Annotated in this window: 7 protein-coding genes and 1 pseudogene; 3 read left to right on the top strand and 5 right to left on the bottom strand. The window is 70.5% G+C overall.

Annotated elements, in window-relative coordinates; all coding sequences use genetic code 11:
- Positions 1 to 82 precede the first annotated feature (82 nt).
- The 3 genes from QQA12_RS15930 to QQA12_RS15940 form a co-directional block, all read right to left on the bottom strand.
- Positions 83 to 1,804, bottom strand: a complete 1,722-nt coding sequence (locus tag QQA12_RS15930; RefSeq protein ID WP_226049838.1) for a cation acetate symporter — start codon at positions 1,802 to 1,804, stop codon at positions 83 to 85.
- The gene (locus tag QQA12_RS15935) at positions 1,801 to 2,118 is read right to left on the bottom strand and encodes a DUF485 domain-containing protein (protein WP_054668419.1); all 318 of its coding nucleotides are present in this window, start codon (positions 2,116 to 2,118) and stop codon (positions 1,801 to 1,803) included. Before QQA12_RS15935 ends, QQA12_RS15930 begins: the two co-directional genes overlap by 4 nt.
- 144 nt (positions 2,119 to 2,262) lie before the next feature.
- Entirely contained in the window at positions 2,263 to 3,696 is a 1,434-nt protein-coding gene (locus tag QQA12_RS15940; protein ID WP_225546659.1) for a DcaP family trimeric outer membrane transporter, read from the bottom strand.
- A 241-nt stretch (positions 3,697 to 3,937) separates the two neighbouring features.
- Here QQA12_RS15940 and acs point away from each other — a divergent pair, with 241 nt between their 5' ends.
- The gene (gene acs, locus QQA12_RS15945; RefSeq protein WP_226049839.1) at positions 3,938 to 5,881 is read left to right on the top strand and encodes an acetate--CoA ligase; all 1,944 of its coding nucleotides are present in this window, start codon (positions 3,938 to 3,940) and stop codon (positions 5,879 to 5,881) included.
- Between the two features lie 142 nt (positions 5,882 to 6,023).
- Complete coding sequence (locus QQA12_RS15950; RefSeq protein WP_054668422.1) at positions 6,024 to 6,689, top strand: response regulator transcription factor; 666 nt, start codon at positions 6,024 to 6,026, stop codon at positions 6,687 to 6,689.
- Between the two features lie 261 nt (positions 6,690 to 6,950).
- On the opposite strand, the pseudogene QQA12_RS16470 reads toward QQA12_RS15950, so the two are convergent.
- Positions 6,951 to 9,341, bottom strand: a pseudogene (locus QQA12_RS16470) (methyl-accepting chemotaxis protein); the annotation flags it as partial.
- A 242-nt stretch (positions 9,342 to 9,583) separates the two neighbouring features.
- Here QQA12_RS16470 and QQA12_RS15960 point away from each other — a divergent pair.
- The gene (locus QQA12_RS15960; protein ID WP_054668424.1) at positions 9,584 to 10,165 is read left to right on the top strand and encodes a manganese efflux pump MntP family protein; all 582 of its coding nucleotides are present in this window, start codon (positions 9,584 to 9,586) and stop codon (positions 10,163 to 10,165) included.
- A 119-nt stretch (positions 10,166 to 10,284) separates the two neighbouring features.
- Here the strand turns inward: QQA12_RS15960 and QQA12_RS15965 are convergent, their stop codons facing one another.
- Positions 10,285 to 13,707, bottom strand: coding sequence for a PAS domain-containing hybrid sensor histidine kinase/response regulator (locus QQA12_RS15965; protein ID WP_054668425.1), 3,423 nt, complete (start codon positions 13,705 to 13,707; stop codon positions 10,285 to 10,287).
- Positions 13,708 to 13,761 lie beyond the last annotated feature (54 nt).

Here is a 13,761-nt window from a genome sequence, read left to right on the forward strand (position 1 = left end):
CCCGCGTGGAGTGGATGGAACGACAAGGGCCGCCCTGTGCGGAGCGGCCCTTGTCTGCACACACATCAGGAACGGGTGACCGTCAGTGGTCGGCGGCCTTGCTGGCACCGATGCCGGTCTCGGCACGGACCTGCTGCGCCGGGTAGGCCGCACGCTCGGCCTTGGCGCGCGCGCTGTTGTCCAGCACCGAGAACAGCCAGATGGCGGCGAAGGCGATGGTCATCGAGAACAGCGCCGGGCTGGTGTACGGGAACGGCGCGCTGCCGGCCGGATTGCCCAGCGTATCCACCCACACCGACGGCGACAGCAGGGTCAGCAGCAACGACGAGGCCAGGCCGAGGAAGCCACCAATCACCGCGCCGCGGGTGGTGCAGTCCTTCCACAGCAGCGACAGGATCAGCACCGGGAAGTTGGCCGAGGCGGCGATGGCGAAGGCCAGCGACACCATGAAGGCCACGTTCTGCTTCTCGAAGGCGATGCCCAGCAGCACCGCGATCACGCCCAGCACCAGGGTGGTGGCGCGCGACACGCGCAGTTCGGTGCCCGCCGGCGGCCTGCCCTTCATGATCACCGTGGCGTACAGGTCGTGCGACACCGCCGAGGCACCGGACAGCGTCAGCCCGGCCACCACCGCCAGGATGGTGGCGAACGCGACCGCGGAGATGAAGCCCATGAACAGGTTGCCGCCCACCGCCTTGCCGACCAGCACCGCGGCCATGTTCGGCCCGCCCTGGATGGTGCCGGTGACCGGGTCGGCGTACGCCGGGTTGGTCAGGACCAGGGCGATGGCGCCGAAGCCGATGATGAAGATCAGGATGTAGAAGTAGCCGATCCAGGTGGTGGCCCAGAACACCGACTTGCGCGCCTGCTTGGCATCGGGAACGGTGAAGAAGCGCATCAGGATGTGCGGCAGGCCGGCGGTGCCGAACATCAGCGCCATGCCGAAGGAGATGGCCGATATCGGATCCTTGACGAACCCGCCCGGCCCCATGATCGACAGGCCGGCCGCGGCGGCCTCCTCCGCGCTCTTGCCACCGTTGGCGGCGATCTGGGCCTTGACCTGCACCGCGGTGGAGAACAGCTTCTCGAAGCTGAAGCCGAACTGCCACATCACCATCAGCGCCATGAAGGTCACGCCGGACAGCAGCAGGCACGCCTTGATGATCTGCACCCAGGTGGTGGCGGTCATGCCGCCGAACAGCACGTAGACCATCATCAGCACGCCCACCAGCACTACCGCGATCCAGTAGTCCAGGCCGAACAGCAGCTTGATCAGCGCACCGGCACCGACCATCTGCGCGATCAGGTAGAACAGCACCACCACCAGCGTGCCGGAGGCGGCGAACAACCGGATCGGCTTCTGCGCGAAGCGGTAGCCGGCGACGTCGGCAAAGGTGAAGCGGCCGAGGTTGCGCAGCCGCTCGGCCATCAGGAAGGTAAGGATCGGCCAGCCGACCAGGAAGCCGATGGCATAGATCAGGCCGTCGTAGCCGTTGGCCATCACCGCCGCGGTGATGCCCAGGAACGACGCCGCCGACATGTAGTCGCCGGCGATCGCCAGGCCGTTCTGGAAGCCGGTGATGCCGCCGCCGGCGGTGTAGAAATCAGACGCCGAGCGGGTGCGCGCGGCGGCCCACTTCGTGATGCCCAGGGTCGCCAGCACGAATACGGCGAACATGACGATCGCCGTCCAGTTGGTGGGCTGGCGCACGGTCTGGCCGATGTCGCCGCCGGCCGCCAGGGCCGCGCCGCTGGCGGCCAGCAGGGCGAGCAGCGCGGCCGGGCGCAGGAACGGACGGGTCATTGCGCGTCCTCCACGATCTGCTGGGTCAACTGGTCGAACTCCTTGTTGGCGCGGCGCACGTAGAAGCCGGTGATCAGGATGGTGAACACCATCAGCCCCAGCGCGATCGGGATGCCGATGGTGGTGATCCGGCCCTCGCCCAGCGGGGTGGCGAGGAATGCCTTGTCGAAGGCGATCAGGCCGATGTAGCCGTAGTAGGCCAGCAGCATCAGCGCGGTGAGGATCCAGCCCAGGCGGTTGCGCGACTGGCGCAGCCGCTGGTAGGCCGGGTGGGAGGCGATCCGCTCAACACGGGGATCGACGGAAGCATTCATCGGGATTCTCCAGATTTCGGGAATACGGACGCAGGCGTGCAGTGCGCGCCGGTGCGGGCATGAGTGCTCCCCGTGGGGGTAGGGAGATGGTGCGTACTGCGTTTCCTGGGGCAGCGGCACCGTCGCGGTGCCGCTGCCGGGTACTCAGAAGCTGTACTTGGTGGTGAACTGCACGCGGCTGATGTCGCCCTTGCGGCCGTTCTCGATCTCGCGCACGCCGTACATCAGCTCGGCGCCGATATCGACCTTGGGCATCGGCGTGTAGAACACGTTGCCGCGGATCGACTGCACGCTCTTCGTCACCAGCTGGCCGGTGATCGAGGCGTCGTTGTCGTAGTCGCTGCGCGCGTAGATCAGGTTGGTGCGCAGCTTCGGGGTGAAGGCGTGGCGCCAGCCGACGTAGCCGGCGATCACCCCGGTCGGGTCGAGCTCGTCGCGCACCGCGTCCCAGGCGCTGTCGCCGGTGATGCCCAGGCCGATGTAGCGGGCGATGCCCTGGCCGCCGGTGAGCTGGTAGTGCAGCGAATCGCTGCCGCCCATCACCCACTTGCCGCCCAGGGTCAGGCCGCCGCCGGTGGCGGTGGCGTGCGCGCCGGTGGCCTGGTTGTCCACCTTCAGCTGGCGCAGCAGGCCGGCCACGCCGAAAGTGCCCCAGTCGCCCTTCCAGCCGTAGCGCGCGGTCAGGTCGGGCAGCGAGCCACGGTCGGAGCTGGTGGCACCGACCAGGGTGGTTTCCGGATTCTCCAGCGAAGCGCTGAAGCCGCCCCTGGTGTAGCGCACCTGCGCCTGGCGCACGAAGATCACGCCGTCGGTCGGGCCGACGAAGTCCACCGCCTCGGGAATGGAGGCCGCGTCCATGAAGTTGGACCAGGTCTGGCCGGCCAGCCAGTTGTTCCAGTACATGTAGGCATGGCGCAGGGTGACGCCGTAGGTGTTGGTCGCGGTCTGGTTGCCCAGCGCATTGCCGAAGAAGTCCATCTCCACCAGCGCGCCGGCCTTGTCGCCGTTCTCGGCCACGTGGTCCACGCCCAGGTTGAAGCGCGAGAACTTGGCGTGGGCGTTGTAGTCCACGCTCGACGCCTTGCCCGAGCCGCCTGCGCCGTGCACCGGCGTCTGTCCCGGCAGGTACAGCGAGCGGCCGGTGGCGTCGTCGGCGAGTTGTCCGTCGCCGGTGCGGGTGGCGAGGAAATCGGCCTTGATGAAGCCGCCGAACTTGAAGGTGGTGCCCGGCGTGGCGCCCGGGGTGATGCTGGTCACCTGGATCGGCTGTTTGCCGGCCGGTACCGCGGGCCTGGCCGGCATGGCGGCGGCGGCCGCCTGTTCGGCACGCACCTGCTGCACATCGCCCTGGGCCTGGGTGATGGCGCCCTGTTGTTGCTGCTGGGTGGAGAGCAGCAGCTGCACCTGGCGCTCCAGCTCGGCGACGCGGGCTTCCAGCGCCTGTTCCCTGGCGGTGCCGGCAAAGGCCATGCCCGGCGCCAGCAGCGCCACGAGCAACGCGGCGGCAAGTGGCCGGCGCACCATCGGCGCAGTGGCCGGGAACGCGTGGCCCGCTGGTTTCAACACGTGTCTGTTCATCAGGTCTGCCTCTCTCCGGCTGGCGTTGACGGCCGCGTCGGTCGCACGGTCAACGGCAGGGTGCGCGGCGTTCGCCGCAGGCGGCTATTCGCCATTAGTCGAAAGCGGGCGGGTATTCGACCATCGTCTAAGCCGCGGGGCAGCGCGCGACTGGGGTGATGCGGCACACTTGGGAGGTCGCGGCCGCGTCGCAGGATGCGGCTCCTCCATTGGTTACAAGTGCAAAGGTGAGGGTATTGCCATGGCTGATCTCTATCCCGTCGATCCCGCGTTCGCCGCCCGGGCGCGGATCGACAAGACCACGTACCAGCAGCAGTACCGCGAATCGGTGGAGCATCCCGATGCGTTCTGGGCCAAGGCCGCCGAGCGCCTGGACTGGTTCACCAAGCCGACCCGGATCAAGAACGTCAGCTACCAGCTCGATGATTTCCGCATCAAGTGGTTCGAGGACGGCGAACTCAACGTCAGCGTGAACTGCCTGGACCGTCAGCTGGCCACCCGCGGCGACAAGACCGCGCTGCTGTTCGAACCGGACAGCCCCGACGCGCCGGCGCAGAAGGTCACCTACCGCGAGCTGCACGAACGCGTGTGCAGGCTCGGCAACGCGCTGCGCAACCTCGGCGTCGGCAAGGGCGACCGCGTCACCATCTACCTGCCGATGATCGTCGACGCCGCGGTGGCGATGCTGGCCTGCGCGCGCATCGGCGCGATCCACTCGGTGGTGTTCGGCGGGTTCGCCGCCAATTCCATCGCCGACCGCGTCGGCGACTGCGGCAGCAAGCTGATCATCACCGCCGACGAAGGCCTGCGCGGTGGCCGCAAGGTACCGCTGAAGGCCAATGTCGACGCCGCGCTGAAACTGCCCGGCACCCACACCGTGGAAACCGTGCTGGTGGTGCGCCATACCGGTGCGGCGGTGGACATGCAGGCGCCGCGCGACCGCTGGTTCCACGACGTGGTCGACACCCAGCCGGCGCAGTGCGAGCCGGAGCGCATGAACGCCGAGGACCCGCTGTTCATCCTTTACACGTCCGGTTCCACCGGCAAGCCCAAGGGCGTGCTGCACACCAGCGGCGGCTACCTGCTGTTCGCCGCCTACACCCACGAGGCGGTGTTCGACCTGCGCGAGGACGACATCTACTGGTGCACCGCCGACGTGGGCTGGGTCACCGGCCACAGCTACATCGTCTACGGCCCGCTGGCCAACGGCGCCACCTCGGTGATGTTCGAGGGCGTGCCGAACTACCCCAATACCTCGCGCTTCTGGGAGGTGATCGACAAGCACCAGGTCACCATCTTCTATACCGCGCCCACCGCGATCCGCGCGCTGATGCGCGACGGCGAGGAGCCGGTCAAGCGCACCTCGCGCAGGAGCCTGCGCCTGCTCGGCAGCGTCGGCGAGCCGATCAACCCCGAAGCCTGGCGCTGGTACCACGACGTGGTCGGCGAGGCGCGCTGCCCGATCGTGGATACCTGGTGGCAGACCGAGACCGGCGGCATCCTGATCTCGCCGCTGCCGGGCGCGATGGACCTCAAGCCCGGTTCGGCCACCCTGCCCTTCTTCGGCGTGCAGCCGGCGCTGGTCAATGCCGATGGCGAGATCCAGGAAGGCGCCACCGAGGGCAACCTGATCATCCGCGACTCGTGGCCGGGCCAGATGCGCACCGTCTACGGCGACCACCAGCGCTTCATCGACACCTACTTCCGCACCTACCCGGGCAGCTACTTCACCGGCGACGGTTGCCGCCGCGACGAGGACGGCTACTACTGGATCACCGGCCGCGTCGACGACGTGATCAACGTCTCCGGCCACCGCATCGGCACCGCCGAAGTGGAGAGCGCGCTGGTCAGCCACCCGAAGGTGGCCGAGGCGGCGGTGGTCGGCTTCCCGCACGACATCAAGGGCCAGGGCATCTACGCCTACGTCACCCTGGTGGCGGGCGAGGCGCAGACCGACGAGCTGCTCAAGGAACTGGTGGCGTGGGTGCGCAAGGAGATCGGCCCGATCGCCGCGCCGGACCACCTGCAGTGGGCGCCGGGCCTGCCCAAGACCCGTTCGGGCAAGATCATGCGCCGCATCCTGCGCAAGATCGCCGAGAATGCACCTGACCAGCTGGGCGACACCTCGACCCTGGCCGATCCGTCGGTGGTGGCCTCGCTGGTGGACGAGCGCAAGGTGCGCTGAACCGGCGTGCGGGCACCGCGTGGGGGCCGGCACGGCGCGACGGCGACAGCGTTGCCCGCATCGTCCCCCCGTCCCTCACGTTCCACCGCCTGCCCTGCCGATGCACGTCCCCGACCCCCGCTTGCCGACCGCTCCCGCCCCCATGCCCACCCTGCTCATCGCCGACGACCACCCGCTGTTCCGCGAAGCGCTGCGCGGGGCGGTGCAGCGGGTGATTCCCGGGGTGCAGCTGCTGGAGGCCGACAGCGTCGAGGCGCTGTATGCGCTGGCCGAGCAGCACCCCGACGCGGACCTGGTGCTGATGGACCTGAACATGCCCGGTGCCCAGGGCTTCAACGCGCTGGTGCACCTGCGCTCGCTGCATCCGCAGCTGCCGATCGTGGTGGTGTCCGCGCGCGAGGAGCCGACGGTGATGCGGCGTGCGCTGGACCATGGCGCGTTCGGCTTCATTCCAAAATCGGCCGATTCGGACACCATCGGCCATGCCCTGGGCACCATCCTCGATGGCGAGCGCTGGGCGCCGGCGGAGGCGCACAACGTGCCGCCCACCGACCACGAGGAGCGCGAGGTGGGCCAGCGCCTGCGCGAGCTGACCCCGCAGCAGTTCCGGGTGCTGCAGATGCTCGGCGCCGGCCGCCTCAACAAGCAGATCGCCTACGACCTGAACGTGTCCGAGGCCACCATCAAGGCGCATGTCACCGCGATCCTGCGCAAGCTTGGCGTCACCAACCGCACCCAGGCGGTGCTGATGGCAGGCAAGCTGGCCATCGACGACGACAGCATCGTGCTGCCGCCGGAAGAGGACTGAGCCGGCACCTGCGTGCCGTCGGTGGCGCGGGCTGCCGCCACCGCACCCGGCATCAGGCCACGCGTGCGGGCCGCGGCGCGTCGTGACCGCCCAGCACGAATGCTTCGCTGCCGCCGCCAGGTCCTGCGCCTGCTCGCGCATGGCCAAAGCCGCCTGCGAGGAGGCCCGGGCGACATTGTCGCTCTGGCGCGTGCCCTCGCCGATACGCCGCAGCAGCCGTTCGACGTCGTCCACCGCGCTGACCTGACGCGCCGACGCCGCGTCGATGCGCGCCATCGCCGCCACCACCTGCTGCACGCGGCCGCCGATGTCCTGCATCGCCTCGCCGCTGCTGTCGACCAGGTGGGCGCCGGCTTCGACCTGCTGCAGCGAGGCATCCACCAGCGTGCGGATCTGCTGCGAGGCCTCGGCCGAGCGCTGCGCCAGCTGCCGCACTTCGCCGGCGACCACCGCGAAGCCGCGGCCGTGGCTGCCGGCGCGCGCCGCTTCCACCGCCGCATTGAGCGCCAGCAGGTTGGTCTGGAACGACAGGCTGTCCACCGTGGCGACGATCTCGCGGATGTGGCGCGAGGACGCGCGCAGCCGCTCCATGCCCGACACCGCGGCGGTGGTGGCTTCACGCCCGCGCTCGGCGGCGATGCTGGCGGCCTCGGAGATCTCGGCGCTGTGGCGCGCGCTGTCGGCATTCTCGCGCGCCTCCCCGGCCACCGAGCGCACGCGCTGCAGCGCGTCATGCACGTCGTCGACCTGCTGCTGGACCTGGGCGGACAGTTCGCGGGTGCCGCCGGCCATGTCGGCCACCGCCGCCTGTACGCTGCCGGCCGACTGCTGGATGCTGGAGACGATGGCACCGACCTGGCGCATCGCCACTTCCAGCCCCTGCCGCAGCCGCGCGTAGATACCACCGCCATCCGCGCGCATGCGCGCACTCAGGTCGCCGCGGGCGAAGTGGCCGATCACGCGGGTGGCGTCGCCGACCTGCGACTGCACGCTGTCCAGCAACGCGTTGATGCACCCGCCCAGCTCCAGCACGAACCCCTGCTTGTCGGCCAGTTCGATGCGGCCTTCCAGGTCGCCGCCGGCGGCAGCGGCGACCACCGCCGCGACCTCGTTGGCGATCACCCGCTCCAGGCGCCGGTCCTGCCATTCCATCACCAGCCCCAGCACCTGCCCCTGCTCGAGTACCGGGCTGGCGCGCAGCCAGAACCCGGTGTTGCCCAGCTCCACCTCGGCGTCGATGGTGCCGCCGCCATCGCGCACCCGCGCCAGCACCGCGGCCACGTCGGGGCCGAGCGCGGCCACCGCCGCGCCGGTTGCGGCCGGCATCTCGACGCCGGCCCGTGCGAAGGTCTGCCGCAGGGCATCGTTGGCGTAGACCACGCAGCCCTCGCCATCGGTCACCAGCACCGCGGCGCGCGCCACGTCCAGCGCCTGGCGCACGCGCTGGTTGGCGAGCGCGGCGATGCGCTCGCTGGCGATGCGTTCGCGCAGGCGCGCCTGCATCTGCATCAGCGCGGTGGCGAGCTGGCCGATCTCGTCATGCCGGTTGCGCACCACCAGGGTGCCATCCAGGTGGTCGTCGGCGATCGCCCCGGCGAAGGCCGCGGCGGCGGCCAGCGGGCGGTCGATGGCGCGCAGCAGCAGCACCAGCAGCGTCACCAGCAGCACCCCCACGATCAGCACGGTGGCGGCGAAGGCGGCGTTCATCCAGCTGCGCGCGGCGGCCTGCCCGGCCTGTTGCCGCTGCAGCGCACTGCGCTGGTCACGCTGCAGGCGCAGGATCACCGGATCCACCTGCGCGGCATACTCGTCCAGCGCCTGGGTCTCACTGTCGACGCCGAAGCGCGCCGCCGCATAGGATAGGAACGCGCCCTGGTAGCGCTGCATCGCCTCGCGCACCTGCGCGCGCACCGGCTCCGGCATGCGTGCGCGCTGCAGTAGCAGTTCGAACGGCATCGCCTCGGCCCCCAGTTCGTCGGCGTACTTCTGTTCGCGGCGCGCGATGAAGTCCTTTTCGTAGCGGCGCATGCTCAGCATCGATACCTGCAGCTCCGGCTCGCGGTAATCACCGATCAGGTTCTCCACGGTATGCACCGCCGCGCGCAGTTCGCCCTGCATGCCGCTGTCGGCATCGTGGCCGAGCTCGCCGATGCGCTCGTCCAGCAGGCGCGCCGATTCCAGGTAGGCGTGCAGCGCGGCAGCCAGCGCGGGCGGCCACGGTTCGGCGCCGGGCACCGGCGCCAATGCCTGGCCCAGCTGCGCCCGCGCCTTGCCGAAAGCCTGCCCGGCGGTGGTCGAAAACGACATGGCATACTCGGCCTGCGCGCGCCGGGTCTCGGCGAAGGCGCGGGCCAGGCGCTCCAGCCGCGCCGCGTCCTGCTGGTAACGTTGCAGTCGCTGGTCGGCGGCGCGGGTGCCGGCACTGAGCCAGGCATAGGCCGAGCCGATGACGGCCAGGCCGACCACCAGCGCCAGCAGGCTCAACCGCAGCTTCTGGGCGATTCCAAGCGGGAACTTCATTGCACGACTCCGGGCGTGGGGACGCCTCTGGATCGGCCGCCGGCGCGCAACCTTTAGGGCATTCCGCGAGCGGGGGGGCACGTCGGTCGCCGCGCGCGGCGCAATGAAGCCAGCGGGTGATGACGGCAGCATGTCAGCCCCGCTCTCGCCCGCCGCCGCCTGCACGGCGACGGCCGCGGCGGCGTGCTAGAATCCGCGCTCCCTTGGGGAGTAGCCTGCTTCCAGCGTCTGGAAGCGCACGCGTCAACACACTCGACCATTGCGTCGTGGCGCGTGCGACCGGTTCCACGGTTGGCGAGACCAACGGCATGCGAGCGCAACGTCAGGTCGGGCGCGCCGCGTGCCGTCCGTGTCCGCCCGGCCAGGAAAACCCGATGTCCCCCCTGTCCATCCTTCTCATCGGCTTCGCCATGTCCACCGACGCCTTCGCCGCCGCGATCGGCAAGGGTGCGGCGATGCGCCGGCCGCGCCTGCCCGACGCGCTGCGCGCCGGCCTGATCTTCGGCGTGATCGAAGCCATCACCCCGCTGCTCGGCTGGCTGCTGGGCCGCGCCACGTCGCAGTACGTCGAAGCGTTCGACCACTGGATCGCGTTCGTGCTGCTCGGCGCGCTGGGCGTGCACATGATCGTCGCCGGGCTGCGCCCGGATGCCGAAGAGGACACCCAGGAACCCGGCGACAACCGCCACAACCGCTTCTGGACGCTGGCCGCCACCGGCCTGGCCACCAGCATCGACGCGGCTGCGATCGGCGTGAGCCTGGCCTTCCTGGACGTGCACATCGGCGTGGTGGCGCTGGTCATCGGCCTGTGCACGCTGGTCATGGTGACCCTGGGCATCATGCTCGGCCGCGTGCTCGGTGCGCTGGTCGGAAAGCGCGCGGAGATCGTCGGCGGCGTGATCCTGATCGTCATCGGCGCCAGCATCCTGTACGAGCACCTGCACGGCGCGGCCTGAGCGCAGGGCCGCGGCGGCGGCCGTGCACACCGCGTCCCGGCCGCTGCGGCGCACCTGCCTGGCGGCCTGCGGCACGCCGGCGGCATCGCGCCGCCGGCAGGTCCGCCAGCGCGATGGCCTCAGCGCAGGGCGGTCAGGAAGGCACGCAGCGAGGCCGGCTTCACCGGCTTGGTCAACACCCGGTAGCCGCGCTCGCGCGCCAGCCGCTTCAGCTCGTCGCGGCCATCGGCGGTGAGCAGCGCGCCGGGCAGCGGGCGGCCGGCGGCCGCGCGCAGCGCGACCAGCGCGTCGAGCCCGTCCATGCGGTCGTGCAGGTGGTAGTCCACCAGCATCACGTCGGGCCGCTCGGCGATCTTCTCCAGCGCCATGTCCACGGTGCTGGCCGCGATCACCTGCACCTTCCAGCGGCCGAGCAGCGCGCGCATGCCGTCGAGGATCTCCTGGTCGTTGTCCACGCACAGCACGCGCAGGCCGGCCAGCGCCTCGTCGCCGCCGAACGCCGGCATGGCGCGCGGCGGCGGCGCCACCGCCGGCGTCGGCACGCGCGGCAGGGTGATGGAGAACATGCTGCCGCGGCCGGGTTGGCTGCGTGCATCCAGGCCATGGCCGAGCAGCCGCGAGATGCGCTGGCAGATCGACAGGCCCAGGCCCAGGCCCTGCTCGCCCCAGTCGAACGGCTGCTGGTAGCGGTGGAACTCGTTGAAGATCTGCTGCATGTGGTGCTCGGGGATACCGGGACCGGTATCCCACACCTGCAGCTCGACCTGGCCACCGCGCACCCGCAGCGCCAGCACGATGCGCCCGCTGCGGGTGTAGCGCAGCGCGTTGGCCATGAAGTTCTGCAGCACCCGCCGCAGCAGGCGGCGGTCGCTGCGCACCCATGCCTGGCGCGCGAATACGTGCAGGCGCAGCCCGCGCCCGGCCGCCACCGGGGTGTACTGCGCGGCCAGTTCGCGCACCAGCACCGAGGCATCGAAATCGGTGACGGTCGGACGCAGCCCGCCGGCATCCAGCCGCGACACGTCGAGCAGGCCGTCGAGCAGCTCTTCGGCCGCACGCAGCGAGGCGTCCACGCGCTCGGCCAGGTGGCGCTGCTCGTCGCCCTCCTGCAGGCCGTCGCGCAGCGCCGAGGCGAACAGGCGCGCGGCGTTGAGCGGCTGCAGCACGTCGTGGCTGATGGCGGCCAGGAAGCGGGTCTTGGACTGCTGCGCCGCCTCGGCCGCCTGCGAGCGCTCGGCCACGCGCTGCTCCAGGGTCTCGTTGGCCTCCAGCAACGCCTGCTCGGCGCGCTTGAAGTCGCTGATGTCGTTGTAGCTGGTGACGTAACCGCCGCCGGGCAGCGCCTGGCCGCGCAGCTCGATCACCTTGCCGTCGGCGCCGGTACGCTCGAACACGTGCGGCGTGCCGGCGCGCATGTGGCCGATGCGCCGGTTGATCTGCATCTCGATGTCGCCTTCGCCCAGCTCGCCGCGCTCGGCGTTGTAGCGGATCAGGTCGGCGACCGGGCGGCCGACGTAGAGCATGCCGTCGGGATAGCCGAACATCTGCTGGTAACGGCGGTTCCATGCGGTCAGGCGCATGTCCGGATCGACCACGCTGACCCCGGCGCTGATGTTCTCCAGCGTGGTGGACAGGATCTCGCGGTTGAAACGCAGCTCCTGCCCGGCCTCGTCCAGCACCGCCACCACTTCGCCCAGGTCCATGCCCGAACCGCGCAGCAGGCTGGTCAGCAGCAGGCGCGCCGAGGCGGCGCCGATGGACGCGGCCAGCAGGCGTTCGGTGAACTGCACCCAGGCGCGGTCGGCGGCGGCGGCCGGCTGGAACTCGCGCTGCAGCGCCTGCGCCTGTTCGACGAAGGCGCGCCGCGCGCGCACGTCGCCGACCACGCGCGTGGCCAGCGCCAGCAGGTCGCGCACCTTGACGTGCGCCGGCCAGTCGCCGGCCACCGCCGGGCGCCGTGCGTACGGCTCCAGGAACGGCGCCACGCGCAGCCGTTCGGCCACCCCCGGGCGCCAGCGCATCGACACCAGCAGCATGGTCGCGGAGTTGAGCAGCAGCGACCAGAACGTGCCATGGGTCAGCGGGTCCCAGCCACGCAGGCCGAACAGCTGTTCGGGCCGCAGCCAGCCGATGCCGAACGGGCCGCGCTCGACCAGCCCCACGTCCAGCCAGCCGCCATGGCTGAGCGCCGGCAGCAGCAGCGTGTAGATCCACAGCGCGAAACCCACCGCCATGCCGGTGCCGACGCCGCGGCGGCTGGCGCCGCGCCAGTACAGGCCGCCGATCAGGCCGGGGGCGAACTGCGCCACCGCGGCGAACGCCATCAGCCCGTAGGTCGCGAGCATGGTGTCGTTGTTGCTGCCGCGGTAGTAGCCATAGGCCACCAGCGCCAGCAGCAGGATCGCCAGGCGGCGGATCCACAACACGCGCGAGGCGACGTCGGCGGCCTCACGGTGGTCGCCGCTGCGGCGCAGCAGCAGCGGCATCACCAGATCGTTGCTGATCATGGTCGCCAGCGCGATCGAGGACACGATCACCATGCCGGTCGCCGCGGAGAAGCCACCGACGTAGGCGACCAGCGCCAGCGCGGTGTTGCCGCTGCTCATCGGCAGCGCCAGTACCAGCGCGTCGTCGACCACGCCGCCCCCGCCGAGCAGGGCGTTGCCGGCCACCGCGATCGGCACGATCATCAGCGAGATCAGGACCAGGTAGCCGCCGAACAGCCAGCGCGCGCGGCGCACGTCGCCGACGTCGCCGCACTCCACCACCGCCACGTGGAACTGGCGCGGCAGGCAGATCAGCGCCAGGAAGCTGAGCAGGGTCTGCGAGACGAAGCCCACCGGCGGCGTGCCCTCGAACAGGGTGCGCGCCGACGCCACCACCGCGGTGCCGCGGTCGGACAGCCAGACGTAGGCGAACACCCCGACCGCCACCATCGCCAGCAGCTTGATCATCGATTCCAGGGCGATGGCCAGCATCATGCCGTGGTGGTGCTCGGTGGCGTCCACCTGGCGGGTGCCGAACAACGTGGCGAACAGCGCCATCAGCAGCGCCACGTACAGCGCCGGATCGGTGAGCACGCCCCCACCGCCGCTGTCGCCGGTAAGTACCCGCAGGCTCATCGCCACCGCCTTGTACTGCAGCGCCAGGTACGGCACCACGCCGATCAGCGCGATCACCGCCACCAGCGCGGCCAGCCGCCGCGAACGGCCGTAGCGGGAGGAAATGAAATCGGCGATGGAGACCACATTCTCGCTGCGCGCGATCAGCGCCAGCCGTTCGATGATGCGCCAGCCGAACAGCAGCAGCAGCAGCGGCCCCAGGTAGATCGGCAGGTAGCCGATGCCGTAGCGCACCGCGGTCCCGACCGCGCCGTAGAAGGTCCACGACGAGCAGTACACCGCCAGCGCAAGGCTGTAGATCACCGGCCGCAGCCACGGCCGGTCCGGATACATCGGCCGATGGTCGCCCCACCACGCCACGCCGAACAGCAGCGCGGCATAGCCGAGTGAGACCAGCAGCAGGATCCAGCTTGAGACCAAGGACGCGTTTCCGGACGGGCCGTGCCGCAGTGTAGCCGCTGCCAGGCCCGCGCC

The sequence above is a fragment of the Stenotrophomonas sp. 17(2023) genome (genome assembly GCF_030345315.1).
Lineage (GTDB): Bacteria > Pseudomonadota > Gammaproteobacteria > Xanthomonadales > Xanthomonadaceae > Stenotrophomonas > Stenotrophomonas acidaminiphila.